The 13,556-nt window shown below is 44.7% G+C and carries 17 protein-coding genes and 3 pseudogenes; 19 read left to right on the forward strand and 1 reads right to left on the reverse strand.

Annotated features, from left to right (window positions below):
- Positions 1-6: 6 nt before the first annotated feature.
- Positions 7-1,158, forward strand: coding sequence for a glycosyltransferase (locus tag ACOJUN_RS22715; protein WP_422134131.1), 1,152 nt, complete (start codon positions 7-9; stop codon positions 1,156-1,158).
- 394 nt (positions 1,159-1,552) lie between these two features.
- On the opposite strand, the gene ACOJUN_RS22720 is transcribed toward ACOJUN_RS22715, so the two are convergent.
- A complete protein-coding gene (locus ACOJUN_RS22720; protein WP_422134132.1) occupies positions 1,553-2,038 on the reverse strand; it encodes a DUF29 domain-containing protein in 486 nt (161 codons plus the stop codon).
- A 269-nt stretch (positions 2,039-2,307) separates the two neighbouring features.
- On the opposite strand from ACOJUN_RS22720, the pseudogene ACOJUN_RS22725 reads away from it, so the two are divergent.
- From ACOJUN_RS22725 to ACOJUN_RS22810, 18 genes and pseudogenes are all read left to right on the forward strand, one after another.
- Positions 2,308-2,589 (forward strand): annotated as a pseudogene (locus ACOJUN_RS22725) (ISAs1 family transposase); the annotation flags it as partial.
- Between the two features lie 405 nt (positions 2,590-2,994).
- Positions 2,995-3,252: pseudogene (locus ACOJUN_RS22730) on the forward strand (BrnT family toxin); the annotation flags it as partial.
- Entirely contained in the window at positions 3,249-3,473 is a 225-nt protein-coding gene (locus tag ACOJUN_RS22735; RefSeq protein ID WP_422134133.1) for a CopG family antitoxin, read from the forward strand. The pseudogene ACOJUN_RS22730 and the gene ACOJUN_RS22735, both read left to right, overlap by 4 nt.
- Before the next feature lie 40 nt (positions 3,474-3,513).
- Positions 3,514-3,687, forward strand: a pseudogene (locus ACOJUN_RS22740) (DUF4160 domain-containing protein); the annotation flags it as partial.
- Positions 3,680-3,877, forward strand: a complete 198-nt coding sequence (locus ACOJUN_RS22745; protein WP_422134134.1) for a DUF2442 domain-containing protein — start codon at positions 3,680-3,682, stop codon at positions 3,875-3,877. The pseudogene ACOJUN_RS22740 and the gene ACOJUN_RS22745, both read left to right, overlap by 8 nt.
- A 225-nt stretch (positions 3,878-4,102) precedes the next feature.
- Positions 4,103-4,408 (forward strand): HigA family addiction module antitoxin, encoded by a 306-nt coding sequence (locus ACOJUN_RS22750; protein WP_422134135.1) that lies wholly within the window; start codon positions 4,103-4,105, stop codon positions 4,406-4,408.
- Positions 4,409-4,726: 318 nt separating this feature from the next.
- Positions 4,727-5,161, forward strand: coding sequence for a nucleotidyltransferase substrate binding protein (locus ACOJUN_RS22755; protein ID WP_422134136.1), 435 nt, complete (start codon positions 4,727-4,729; stop codon positions 5,159-5,161).
- Entirely contained in the window at positions 5,154-5,468 is a 315-nt protein-coding gene (locus tag ACOJUN_RS22760) for a nucleotidyltransferase domain-containing protein (protein ID WP_422134137.1), read from the forward strand. The genes ACOJUN_RS22755 and ACOJUN_RS22760 overlap by 8 nt, the downstream gene beginning before the upstream one ends.
- Positions 5,469-5,683: 215 nt before the next feature.
- A complete protein-coding gene (locus tag ACOJUN_RS22765) occupies positions 5,684-5,977 on the forward strand; it encodes an adenylyl-sulfate kinase (RefSeq protein ID WP_422134138.1) in 294 nt (97 codons plus the stop codon).
- Positions 5,978-6,094: 117 nt separating this feature from the next.
- On the forward strand, positions 6,095-6,514 hold the full coding sequence (locus ACOJUN_RS22770; RefSeq protein WP_422134139.1) for a nucleotidyltransferase substrate binding protein: 420 nt from the start codon (positions 6,095-6,097) through the stop codon (positions 6,512-6,514).
- Positions 6,514-6,816 carry a nucleotidyltransferase domain-containing protein gene (locus ACOJUN_RS22775; protein ID WP_422134140.1) on the forward strand — a complete coding sequence of 101 codons (303 nt, stop codon included), beginning with the start codon at positions 6,514-6,516 and terminating at the stop codon, positions 6,814-6,816. Before ACOJUN_RS22770 ends, ACOJUN_RS22775 begins: the two co-directional genes overlap by 1 nt.
- A gap of 118 nt (positions 6,817-6,934) precedes the next feature.
- Positions 6,935-9,001, forward strand: a complete 2,067-nt coding sequence (locus tag ACOJUN_RS22780; protein WP_422134141.1) for a capsular polysaccharide biosynthesis protein — start codon at positions 6,935-6,937, stop codon at positions 8,999-9,001.
- A gap of 265 nt (positions 9,002-9,266) precedes the next feature.
- Complete coding sequence (locus ACOJUN_RS22785; RefSeq protein WP_422134142.1) at positions 9,267-9,509, forward strand: hypothetical protein; 243 nt, start codon at positions 9,267-9,269, stop codon at positions 9,507-9,509.
- A 54-nt stretch (positions 9,510-9,563) separates the two neighbouring features.
- Positions 9,564-10,004, forward strand: coding sequence for a hypothetical protein (locus ACOJUN_RS22790; RefSeq protein WP_422134143.1), 441 nt, complete (start codon positions 9,564-9,566; stop codon positions 10,002-10,004).
- 200 nt (positions 10,005-10,204) lie between these two features.
- On the forward strand, positions 10,205-10,525 hold the full coding sequence (gene mntA / locus ACOJUN_RS22795; protein WP_422134144.1) for a type VII toxin-antitoxin system MntA family adenylyltransferase antitoxin: 321 nt from the start codon (positions 10,205-10,207) through the stop codon (positions 10,523-10,525).
- An 80-nt stretch (positions 10,526-10,605) separates the two neighbouring features.
- Entirely contained in the window at positions 10,606-11,133 is a 528-nt protein-coding gene (hepT, locus tag ACOJUN_RS22800) for a type VII toxin-antitoxin system HepT family RNase toxin (RefSeq protein ID WP_422134145.1), read from the forward strand.
- A 149-nt stretch (positions 11,134-11,282) separates the two neighbouring features.
- A complete protein-coding gene (locus tag ACOJUN_RS22805) occupies positions 11,283-12,572 on the forward strand; it encodes a capsule biosynthesis protein (protein ID WP_422134146.1) in 1,290 nt (429 codons plus the stop codon).
- Between the two features lie 325 nt (positions 12,573-12,897).
- The gene (locus ACOJUN_RS22810) at positions 12,898-13,506 is read left to right on the forward strand and encodes an acyloxyacyl hydrolase (RefSeq protein WP_422134147.1); all 609 of its coding nucleotides are present in this window, start codon (positions 12,898-12,900) and stop codon (positions 13,504-13,506) included.
- Positions 13,507-13,556 lie beyond the last annotated feature (50 nt).

The following is a 13,556-nucleotide window of genomic DNA, read 5'->3' on the forward strand; positions in this document are numbered from 1 at the left end:
TAGACCTTGAATAAGCTTCTTTCCGTTATTATCCCCTTTCGGAAACGGTCAGGCGATCGGGCTTCTATTGAGCGACTTGATCAGGCCATTGCCTGTTTTGCAGATCAACCAGATATCGAACTCGTGGTTTTTGATACGGGGCGACAATCAACGCGCTTAAAATTGACTAATGGACAGCAGGACAACCTGCGCTATTTCCATCAGTATCAGCCAGGTGTATTCGCACCGGGGCAGGTCCGTAATGCAGCGGTTGCCCATGCAACCGGTCAGTATATTTTTCTGTTTGATGCGGATTTATTGATCAGCCGGGAAATGATTGATCAGCTATCAGGCTTTGTTCGGGAATTGTCACTGGAAGGGCCGCTGGCTTTTCGCATGTTCCCCTGCCTTTACCTTTCACAACGCTATTCTGCCCATTTTACGGCGGAATTTTTTAAGCCTGTTTTGCAGCAGGCTTTATACCAGGAGGCGTTTGAGTCCTGGTTTCGTGGTGAAGTATGTAAAGTGGATGGCATCGCCCTGGCCTCCAGCTGTTTACTGATCAATCGTGAATGGTTTCTGGCGATTGGCGGCTTTCGTCAGGCATTTGCCGGCCACGGCTATGAAGACTTTGATCTGATCCACCGATTGGCCATGTATTACCCTGTTGGCAAACGGCCTGCCGATTATCCTGTGGATGTGAAAAGTCAGTTTCCGGGGGATTACCGGGGCTTTCGCCGCTACTTTAGTTATTATGCGGTGCCGCATTTGTTTAACGGTTCATTTCTGCTGCACCAGTGGCACCCAAGGCCACTGACTCGACAGTACCACCGTAAAAGAAAGGAGAATGAAGCCTGTTTTGCCGAGATCCTCAAGGACGCCACGGTGACATTGCCAGAACCTTTGCCGGGCTTTCAGGCAGATGCTGAGATATTGGCTGTTTTAAAAAACGGTGTTTTCGACTCTGATACGGTACTTTCTGATTTTCCTTGCTGGTTACGGGAGCAACAAATATTGAATGGCTTTCCAGTTGAGGAGTATCCCGGTCTTTTTCATTTTCAGGCCGGTGTGAGAAAAAAGAATGGTGGTTTCTGGCGGAAATTGCGAAAGCTAATTTTAAATCCAAGAGCTTTTTTTCAAGATAGTATGTTCATCAGGAAAAATTATGAAAATCCTTGAAACCGTTTTATAAGAGGAGCCTAATGTGATAACCGACAACCCCGAACTCCTGAAACTCTTGGAAATCAGGGGCTAACTTGTAACACTTGATGCCACAGGACGTCAGTGAGATATGGTCCAGGCCATAGTCGAAACTGCCTTAATCTGACCGAAAGATTAGGATGTTCATCCAAAAAGAACCGGGGTCAAGTGTTGATTCTTGACCCCCTCTAATCCTGCTCTAGTCTAAAAATGGATTCAGCCATTTAACACCTATTCCTGAAAAGTTACTCTAACTTCTGGCTACAGCGATCAAATCGCAAGCCAGCACAGTCGCTGCAATCTGTTTATCAACGAGCCGCAAAACAGACCATGCTCGCACAGAAAGCCAGATGCAGTTAGCTGAGTAGCCTATTTAATCGCAGGGCAGCCAGTCATCCTCAATAATTTGCCCGAAGGTCCAGGGACACTCAGGTGTGAAACTGTTGTTATTAAGCTGCTGGTGCTTCTGCACGTAGCGGTTCATTTCTTTAATAGCCATGCGCTTGGCACTAGGGTAAACCTCACGGAGTGTTTCGTCGGTCTCCCGTTTCAGAGATGGATTTCTGCGGAGTAGCGACCCTATGGCATCCCTCGCCCTGTCTATGCTTGCAAACCATTCACGACAATTATATGGCTCCGGCAGCACCGGGTTGATAACTTCTACCTGATGCTGGTATTTCAGCAAATGTAATAAAAGAATCTTCAGATGTGACTCAAGGGTATGATGGTTATTCCCCATTTCCTGTTCCATTGCCTCTAGCAGGTTGGGTATATCCAGTTCGTTAAGCCTGTTGTTTTTCAGTAGCTCACGTTGCCGGGCGATCCAGCCGTGATAGTCGGTGTTATAGAGGTTTTCCATGATCATCTCTTAATGTTTAACTCCATTGACCTTCCAACCTAGATCAACTTTTGTAAGTTATCCAGTGATTTCATAATGCATATGCGTGCCTTTGCTGATGCCTGGCCGACCTTCACCTAAGAACCTAATATCCAACAGACTGTTGGACCAGGGAAAAATCATGAAACCCCCTGAAATTATCGACCTGTAGCTTATATTTGTTTTCTTTCTAATACGTTTATGGTCTTATACCTGAACATCAGATAAGGCCTCAGCATGATGCTCACGATTTGATTTCACAACTCTATATTATCAGTGACCCTCGCCAAGCTTGGAAAGTCGGCCACAAGCTAACAGACATCCTTTTTCTGACCATCTGTGCTGTCATTGCCGGCGCAGAAGGCTGGGGTGAAATCGAAGACTTTGGTCATGAACCACTGGACTGGCTTAAGCAGTATGGTGATTTTGAAGAAGGCATTCCTTCAAATGACACCATAGCGCGAGTCGTGAGTGCCATCAGCCCAAAGCGGTTCCAGAAGTGCTTTATTGGCTGGATGAATGCCTGTCATAACGTCTCTCAGCAGCTTTGACCCTTGATAATTCAGAGTGGTTGCGTAATGCAGTAATGAGTCCTGTATCACGGACGCTTCATCCTGGTGCATGAGAAGGTAACTGATTTCATCCAGTATCAGCCAACTTGAATACATCAGTTGCTGCACTTATCTCTCAAGCCAGTTTTCCTCTTGTGTTTTTTCCAGCGTGGCCATCAGCTTGTTAAGGCTCATGAACATCACCCGGTGTCCTGCTTCCCTCAAGGCAAGAGCTATTGCCAATATGGGTACAGGCTCTCTCGCTGAAGCCCTTGCTGAGGAGGCAATTGCATGATTTGCTGCGCGTCACGCCTCAATAAAACTTGACAGATCCCAACACGCACATACAGTGTACATACGATTAAATTTGAATGAGATCAGACTAAAAACCGATCCAACCGAAAAAAGCACGGAATCTCCTTCGAGGAGGCAAAAAGTATATTTTATGATGAATATGCTATTCAGTTTTATGACGAGGAAAGTTCTGAGGTCGAAGATAGATTTTTAATGGTTGGTGTGAGTCAACAATCCCGTGTTTTACTGGTATGTCATTGCGAGAGAGACGATGGTGAGACCATCCGTATTATCTCAGCAAGGAAAGCCACTAATACTGAGCGCAGTTATTATGAAGGGAACTTATCATGAAAGATGAATATGATTTTTCAAAAATGAAAGCCCGCAGAAACCCTTACGCTTCAAAGCTGAAAAAATCAGTAACAATGCGCCTTAGTGAAGATGTGATTGAATATTTCAAAAAAATGGCAGAAGAAACGGGTGTACCTTATCAAAGTCTGATCAACCTCTATCTCAAAGATTGTATGATACAGCATCGTAAAATCGACATCACATGGCAAGCCAGGACATAAATTGGTAGTCGGAGGTATCTAACCTTCAGCCCAAGGTCACGAGGCTTTGGTGTGTATTAATGATGGTACAGTTCTCAATGGCCATCTTCCAAAGAAGGCCGCAAGGTTGGTATCTGACTGGTCTGGTGACCATAAAACAGCACTATTTGATAACTGGCAAAAAGCAGTGGAGCTTCAGCCGCCAGAGCGTATTCCGGGAGCTGATTATGATTAAATTGATAAAAGCTGAGTGGTTATACGATAAAGAAATTCGACTTTCTTTCTCTGATGGTTCCCACGGAGTGATGGATTTTTCTCCGTTGCTGTCTAAAAAAACAGCTATGACATTACCCTTGGAGAGTTCACAGTATTTTTGCCGTTTTTTCCTTGAGTTGGGCGCTTTGTGCTGGCCTAACGGTTTTTAGCTGAGTCCAGGTAGCTTGCATGAGAAACTGGATAAGGCAGGTAAGCTAGTCAGGTTTGATGCCGCGTAACCAAGAAAAGAAACTCGGAGAAACCCGTGTGGTGAGACCCGGCAACACAAAACCGGTGTCATGTGTTTGAGCCGTAAACGTCTCAGGTAACCGCCGCATTGTGTTTGAATTTAAAGACGGTGATGCCTATATCGTAAACTATGAGGATTACCACTGATGGCTATACAACCATTTAACCCACCTCACCCGGGGGCATTGATCTACCGTACCTACATTGAGCCGTTCACCTCAATGACCGCTAACAGAATTGCCGACCAACTGGGCGTGGCCAGAAGTACTTTCAATCGTTTGTTGAATGAAAAAGCAGGTGTTTCACCGGAAATGGCCATTCGATTGTCCCAAGTACTGGGTGGTTCTGCTGAAAGCTGGATGACACTTCAGGAAAGCTTTGACTTGTGGAAAGCCAGGCAAGTGGTCGATACAGCAAGCCTTGAACGCATTGATTTTAATCAGGTAGCGTAGCGAATGAGAAGAAAGCAGAGTCAGATCTTGATTCTTGACATCCTTTAACTCTGTTATACTCCGGATTCCTCCCTGCCTTTTTGATTGACTTGAATGTGTCGTAATTATTGGGTTGTAATTTATCGGTGATAACTTGAGAGTGAGCTAGTGAGCCTGAATGATGTCTGCATTCACCATTACATCAGCTCTGAAGAGCTAACTGCTGAACAATTGGTGAGGCCATCCGGGAATATTGACACATCGAGAATAAGCTTCACTGACTGTACTAATCAAATTTCTGAGATATGATGGTCTAAATATCAATTGTCAGTAAGACACATGACTATAGACACTACTTTTTTTTCTCGTTGCATCAAGACACTGGATACTGCTTATAACCGTTTACTCGGCTGTGAAGAAGACAGTATAGAGTACGATATGTACCGTTCAGCCTGTGTGAAAGAGTTTGAAATCATCCTCGAACAGGCTGGTAAACTTCTCCGCAAGTGTCTGAAGGATTTTGCTCATAGCCCCAAGGCGATAAATCGCCTTGTGTTCAAAGAAGTCTTCAGGCAGGCGGGGCAACATAGCCTTTTGTCTGTTGAGGAAACCGAACGCTGGTTGATTTATCGGGATAATCGTAGTAACACGGCCCACGATTATGGTAAGAAATTTGCTGAATACACGCTAACGTTGCTGCCAGGTTTTATCGCTGATGCCATTACCTTGGAGAAAGCTATAGTGCAGCATCTAGGAAGAGTCAGAGATGATTGATTTACGAGAAAAAGATCGCAAGTCCGTCTGTGATCTGGCATCGCAGATATTCCCCGTTGGTACCATGCTATGGGCTTATGGAAGCCGTGTAAAAGGTACTAATTATGATGCCAGTGACCTGGACATTGTCGTTCACTTTCCTGATGAGCAAGATGAGAATGATAGTTTCGCTCAGCTAGCGGCGTTTAATGAAGCCTTACGTGACTCCAACATTCCCATAATTGTGCAGGCACTGTCCTGGTCTGCGATACCAGAGTCTTTTAAAACTAATATTAAATCCTGTTATCAAGAGCTTTGCCTGGTTTGAAGACAGGAAAAGATTAACCCCCTCCCCTGCTCTTTCATCAGCCTGGCAGACTTAACGACAGAGCAATCGGGTAAGGCCGGTCGGGAAACATTAGCACATCGAGTATAAGCTTAACTGGAAGTTTGATGTTACGATGAGAAAATCAGTGTCGAATTCAAAGAGTACACACTTCCCCGCTCAGGCTCTTGCTGAACTGGCACTTTCATGATTTTGCCATGTTACAGCCTCCGAAGCCGGAGCTTCGTCTTATAGAAAATATTGCCTGGCATAGTCACAGGGTTTCCAGAGAAGCACGTTCGAACCTGAAATCACAAAAGCCCTGCCTGATCCGGTTCACTGGCCTGAGTGGCTCAGGTAAGTCTACCGTTGCCAACGCAGTTGACGGTCTCCTGCATGGACAGGGTTATCATACCTACGTCTTGGATGGTGATAATGTTCGTCATCGTTTGAACAAGTTAGCACCTCTTGCAGAACTGAGCCAATCATTGCGGCTCTGTGCTGCCTTATAAGACGTTTAATAACCAGAGCTGCTTCGGGTAACCGTTCTTGCGCACCACAATCCAAAAATTCACCTGATGTACGTTTTTCTGTTATTTTAATCCTTTTATCATTGCTGATTTATCCACATGACCCCAACGCCTGATAATCGCTGGAAACAGCGCTTCGAGAACTATCAGAATGCCCTTGCTGTTCTGGACTCCGCTGTAGCTGCTGTTCAGGCAGCACCCGAAGATATTTTATATCGAATCGCCCTGATCCAGTCTTTCAAGTTCAGTTGGGAGCTTGGCTGGAAAGTACTGAAAGACTACCTGAACTATGAGGGTATCGAGGTTCAACCGTCGCCCAGACAGGTTATTAAGCAGGCATTTCAACAGCAGATAATATCAGATGGCCAGTTATGGATAGATATGCTGGAAGCCCGTAATACCATGAGTCATGCCTATGACAACCAGAAGGCGCAACAAGCTGCCAAGGCTATACAGCGCAGTTATCACCCAGCTTTAGTGGCGCTGTCAGATTACTTTACCGGGCGAGTGACACCCTGATGTTTGGGCTTCCTGAAGCAACCCTGCAACAAATTATTGCCTGCTTGTCCGGCTTCACTGAAATCAGTCGGGCGGCTATTTTTGGTTCCCGTGCTATGGGCACATATCGGGCAGGATCTGATATTGATATCGTAATTTGGTTAACCACCGATAACCCTCACACAGTAGCTCGTATTGCTGCGGCTCTGGATGAACTTCCAACACCTTATTTGTTTGATGTAGTGGATTATGGAACAATCACTCATGAGCCTTTGAAGGCTCATATTGATAATAAGGCAAAACCTCTGATTTTGGAGAGGTAGGTACCGCAGGCAGGTCTTGTAACACCCATAGTTACACATTGTCTTACACATTTTCACTTTAGACCTGTCGATTTTCAGATTCCAGGTTATTTATTCCAATCAACTATCAGTGACTACCTTGCCGTCTTCTCCAAAACCAAAACCAGCTTTTATCACCCTTTCTCAAGGGATCAGTGACGCCAGAGAACTAAAAGCTCTCTTACAGTGCAATGACATAGAGAAGAAAAAGCCTTACACAAAAATACAGCCATCTCACGTTGTTCTGGGCTGGGGTAAAAAAGCCAACACACAACAGGCTGTAAAACTTGCAGAAAAACACCAGGTCCCTTATTGGCACCTTGAAGACGGCTTTATCAGCTACCTGGGCCACCCTGCCCTGGGTGACAAACGCTTTGCTTTGATCGTTGATAAACGGGGCATTTATTACGATGCTACCTGCCCTTCAGATATTGAAGATCTTCTCAACCATCCAGACTGGTTCAGCTCAGCATTAAAAGAGCGGTCTTCAACCCTTCTGGCTCTGATTACTGAAAACAAAATCACTAAATATAATCATGAGCCAGTTGATAGCTGGAAGCCTGAAGCTGGAGAGCAGAAACGTATTCTTGTGGTTGATCAGACTTACGGGGACTGTTCCGTCAAATTTGGGTTAGCCGATGACTCCAGCTTTAATAAAATGCTGAATGCAGCTCTTGCTGAGAATCCGGATTCTGAAGTCTGGATAAAAGTTCATCCCGATGTTGTTCTGGGTACCAAAAAGGGCTACCTCGGCAGCAACCTTCCTGATAATCCCAGAATACGCATTCTTGCCGACAAGGTTAATGCCCAGTCGCTTTTCCCCTATTTTGAAAAAGTCTACGTTGTTACCTCTCAATTAGGCTTTGAAGCACTCTGGCACAAGAAGAATGTCGTTTGTTTTGGTGTCCCCTTTTACAGTGGCTGGGGGTTAACCGATGACCGAGTTCCCTGCCCTCGTCGAAAACAAGTGCATACTATTGAAAGCCTCTTTGCTGCTGCCTGCCTGAAATACACTCGTTATATCGATCCGGAAACGTTTGAACGGTGTGAGCTGGAAGCTATTCTTGAACTTATCCCCCTGCAGAGAAGATCACGCTGCCAACCCGTCAAAACACTCTATGCGGTTGGCTTCAGCCTATGGAAAAGAGCCTTTTTAAAGAGTTTTACCCGGGCAATTTCAGAGAAGGTTCAGTTTGTAAAATCAGTTCAGCAGGCTGAAGCAAAGGCTAAATCAGGAGACGGTGTTCTGGTTTGGGGTGCTAAACATCATGATTATAAACCTCCATCAAATATTAAGCTTTTCAGAGCAGAAGACGCATTTATTCGTTCAGTAGGTCTAGGCGCAGACCTGCGCAGACCCAGTTCATTGATTCTGGATCAGACGGGTATCTATTTTGATGCTTCACGACCTTCTGATCTTGAAACTGCGATCAATACCATTGAGCTCAATGATAAGCAGCTCGAACGGGCGAAGGCTTTGTGTAAAACACTGAAAGAGCAAAGAATCAGCAAATATAATCTGAAAGGCTCAGAACAATCCTTGTTTGCGTCAGCCAGAAGGGATCAGCGCAAGATACTGATTACCGGTCAGGTGGACAGCGATGCTTCCATTCAATGGGGCAGCCCCGAGATCTCATCCAATCTTGAATTGATCAAGGCGGTCAGAACCTGTGCGCCTGATGCTTTTATTGTTTACAAGCCTCACCCTGATGTTCTTTTAGCAGGAAGAGAGGGACATATTCCTGACAGTCTGGCATTGAACTGGGTTGACCATGTTGTGGCGAATGGTGATATTTTTGATTGCATAGAGCAATGTGATGAGTTGCACGTCATGACCTCTCTGGCAGGTTTTGAAGCCCTGACACTCGGAAAAACAGTTCACTGCTGGGGCCAGCCTTTTTATGGGGGATGGGGGGTAACCGTTGATCATTTAACCAGCAACAGGCGTTATCGTACGAGAAACCTGGAGGAACTGATCTATTTTGCGCACTGTTATTACCCCATGTATATCAACTGGCAAACCCGAAGGTATACGACACCAGAGAGGGTTATTGCTGCTATCGAGCAAGAACGTTGTTCAACATCAGAGAGTGGGCACTTTATAAACCGATGGTTGAGCAGAAAACGACGAAAGGTGGGCTATTTAATAGAGGCTCTGTTTAGTTAGATATTCCTTATACATTCAGTGGCATTCTCTGAGATAGCTGAATTGGTATTCACGATTCCCTCCTGAAGGGCCATGTTGTAGCCAGAAAACTTAACTTAATCAACTGTTCAGTGTATGAGATCCTCTGCATATTCAGCTCCAAAGTTGCAAAGCCAGCTATTTTTGGGTATGTAGATGAGTTCTCTAATCAACTTAAAGATGATGCTGGTTTTTAAGTAGATTCTTCGCTATTCTGCTCAACATTAATAATCTATGGGAAAATATAATGGCTATTAGCCCAAAAGAAGCGGCTCAAGCAGCAGCAAAGTATTTCGAAGATGTGTCATCAGAGAGGGTAAGATTGTCAATTGAGGAAGTTGAACTGGAAGATGGTTTTTGGTTAATTACTCTTGGTATGTCTGATTCTTACGCACTTGGAAGCATAGGAAATAAAGTAACAAGCTATAAAATATTTAAAGTCGATGCTAACACAGGTGAAGTAATCTCTATGAAAATTCGTAAAATCTAGTATTTCACAATGCTCACTGATTTATTGATAGAGTACAGGAACGGTGGTGCATTCTTGGATACCAATTTACTTATTCTATATCTAATTGGTAAATATCAACCTACATATGTACCAAAGTTCAAACGTACCACAATGTATTCTGAACAAGATTTCCATTGGCTTAATGGTTATGTGTCTCAGTTTTCAAAAATTGTCGTTACTCCTCAGGTTTTAGCTGAAGCCTGGAATTTTCTGGAAAAAATACCTGAACACAGATTCAAGGTCTTTTTAGATTCAATTCTCCCAACACTCTATTTAGTGAATGAAGAATATATTCATAAAGATGAAGTGATTAGTACATATGGCTTTAACCATATTGGGATTACTGATACATCCATCATTTTGGCAGCAAAGAGTTTGAAATGTTTAATTTTAACAGATGATCTGAGAGCTTATAACAACTTTGCATATCACGAAGTAATGGCCATTAATATCAATCATCTAAGGCAACTGTAATCTCTATCAAATACTGCTGATTCCTTCCGGGGTTTCTCCTCTTCACCTTAATATAAAGTCCGGTTTCCCTCGCAGGGGCCAACAGGGCCTGAAAAAGGAAAGAGAACCAGTGTCAACTTAACCATCTGCCCACTGTATTATGTCCAATTTGCTTTGAGCAGTGTTATTCTAATGGTTCAAACATCACTCAAAGAGAAAGTATGCACGCAGATTTGGATGCTTCCTATATCGAAGAGTCACTTAGAGCGGCATTTGGTAAAACTTTGCTGGGAGTCGTTTTGTATGGCGGCCAGGCGACTGGGCACGCCACAGCTGGAAGCGATATAGATTTGGCGGTCTTTATATCCGGAAAAACCTCCCAACAACTTTTGTGGGATAAAGCACAGGAGCTCGCTTGCCACTTTGGTAAGTATGTTGACCTGATTGACTTGAAAGGCGCGACTACCGTGCTCCAGAAAGAAGTATTTCAGCATGGTGTTTGGCTGGCCAGGATAGATGAAATGGCATGCGACCCTGTTTGAAACGCATGTTTTTTCACACTATCAGCAACTTCAGGAAGATCGCCGCGAGATTATTAATGACTTATTGAGCAGGATTAAAAATGGATGATGTGATTCTGAACAAATACAGTATTATTCAACGGCGCCTTGCCCGTATCGAAGAAGAGTATGTCGGGTACGAAGATGAGTTGACGACGAATTTTACCCGCCAAGACTCCATTATTTTAAATATCCAGCGAGCATCACAGGCCGCACTGGACCTGGCGAACCGGGTAATTCGCCTGAAACAGTTGGGCATCCCTCAGGGAAGTCGGGACTCGTTTTCCCTGTTGTCAGACCATGGTTATGTGCCTCTTGCGCTGGCAGATAGCATGATGAGAATGATCGAATCGTTCTCGCATATCACTCCTGACAGCTCTGCAACCTCTCCCTCTAACTTTATTTCATCGCGCTCTCAAGACATTGACAGTGATCTCAGGCAATTTTCTACCTGCCTGGACAGGCTCTGTTGGCTGGCTGCATCAACTTTAAATTGTTTAACCACTTCAGGACCCAGTGTTAAGGTGAGTTTAATCATTACCACGTACTATACGTATAGCCTTCCCAATGCAGAACCTAGTATTGTTTAAGGCAACCATATTAAAACCCAAACCAGTTTGCTTGCTACGGCAATTCAATTACATTCAGTTATATTTTTAGACTGGCTTATGCTAGGATTTGCACAACACACAACCACCGATAAGCGACCAAGGTCATACACAAGGATCGGATTTAGGCTATGACCAAATCTGCCGTACTTTTTCTTCAAGGCCCACTGGGGCCATTTTTCAAGCGGCTGGCACGCACCTTTTCCAGAGCGGGTTACACCACCCACAAAATCAACTTTAATGGCGGCGACCGGTTTTTTTCATGGGCTAATGTTCAGACCCACTACAAGGGAAAACCAGCTGACTGGGCCGCTTTTCTTGAACAGTACCTCACCGAACATCGTATCGAAGCCGTTTTTCTCCTTGGTGACTGCCGTTATTATCACAGAACTGCAAAGCCGGTCTGTGATGCATTGGGGGTTCAATTTTGTGTCTTCGAAGAAGGTTACTTACGACCTGATACCATTACACTGGAGTCCGGAGGCGTTAATTCACTGAGCCAGATGGATCTCAGCCGCGAAAGCCTGGAGAGAATAACGCCATGCTCAGCTAAATCCAGCCAGACAATCGGCGGCACCATGAAACGAAGGACCCGCTACGCTGCTTTTTATTATTGGGCCAGTTCTTTCTCAAGGGATGAATTTTCTGAGTACAGGCATCACAGGGCTACTAATCCGGTCAAAGAAGGCTTTTACTGGTTGAGAGGGTTTGCCAGAAAACTGCTGTTTAAAAGTTATGACAAGCAAACGCAATTTCGTCTGGATAATGAGTTTGATCAGAGATTTTATCTGGTTCCGCTGCAAGTTCACGACGACTCCCAGATGATTTTTCACTCTCCTTATGAGTCAGTGAAAGCTTTTATTCAGGAAGTCATAGTCTCCTTCTGGAAGCATGCAGATTTAGACAAGGTGTTGTGCTTCAAACACCACCCGATGGACAGAGGCTACACAGAATACGGGCAGTTTATTGAAGACCTGGCAACAAATCTGGGCATCCAGGACAGAGTGCTTTACTGCCACGACATCCCTTTACCCGATTTATATCATCACACCTGCGGCGTAGTAACCGTTAACAGTACCGTTGGGATCTCCGCCCTTCTGCACCACCTGCCTACCAAGGTCATGGGACGAGCTTTTTATGATATCGACGGCATTACCCATCAGGGATCTCTGGAGTCATTCTGGAAAAGTCCGGAGCCTGTTGACCGTCATTTATTCAAACAACTGCATTCCTACCTGTTTCAGAAAACCCAGATCAATGGCAGTTTTTTCAAATACTACCGGCTTACCTGTGATAGCAGTCTGCGCTTTTACGAAGAATTTCTGAAACCCACTTCAACATTCAGACCATCAGAACAAGCGCCTGTCCTGATCTCTGAACAAGCCAAACCCCTGCCCTCCTCTTATAGCAGTGCTGCGTAGAGCAGCATTGACCACCCGAGCCATATTCATTTAGGGCTCTCCTTCTCTTTGTATACACCTCTGCTCAACACCCTTCTCTACCTAATATCGGTGGGAGATTCCTGTTAGTCACTTGAAATGTCCAGCCAGTTGAGAACAGTTGTGGAAGAACTACTCTTTATTACAAACAAGTCTGCGTGACCAATGCGCAAAGGATTTTAGCCCTCTTCTCTCATCAAATCCCCCCGGCAATAAGCTGTCTGAAAATCTCTCATAAAGTTTCATTTTTATCGGCCGATAGCTAATGCGTGGAAACCACTAAGAGAATAATATCAAGGGGAAGTATATGAAGAGTGCTATTGCCAGCCTGTGCTTATCAGCGTCGCTGCTGATCCAGACACAGAGCGTTCACGCAGAGGACTTTGTTCCAGATGGTATCAATGTTAGCTATGGCCAGTACCTTGACCTTGTTTCAGGTCGTTCAGCGGATTACACCAATCTGCGCCTGGGTATCACCTGGGACTGGAAAAAGGACTTTTATCAGTCTGATAGCATTGTACTCAGCAGCTATTTTGAATTGGCTGCCAGCTCGTGGAAAAGTAATCTCTCGGCCAGTGACAATCCCAGTCCTGACGGCAAAGACAAAGTAACCACTATTAGTTTTTCGCCGGTATTAAGAATGGGATTTCTCCCCAACGCCAGCGTGCGTCCGTTTATAGATCTTGGGGTGGGTGCCGCCTACCTGTCTGAACAAGATTTGGAGAAAGAAAAGAGATCACCTATTAATATGGGCGGTCACTCCCAATTCGAGATCCGGCTCATGGCAGGTATTGAATTTGGAGCTAATCAGCAATTTGAACTCAGCTATGGCTGGTTCCATTACTCCAATGCCGGACTGCACAGCATGAATGAATCCATTGATTTTCATTCGGTGACATTTGGCTACAACTGGTAATCACTTAGTCAGCAGCCTTCTAAAACACTAACTAGAATGGATACATCATA

It is taken from the genome of Endozoicomonas sp. ALD040, assembly GCF_049275945.1.
Classification (GTDB): domain Bacteria; phylum Pseudomonadota; class Gammaproteobacteria; order Pseudomonadales; family Endozoicomonadaceae; genus Endozoicomonas_A.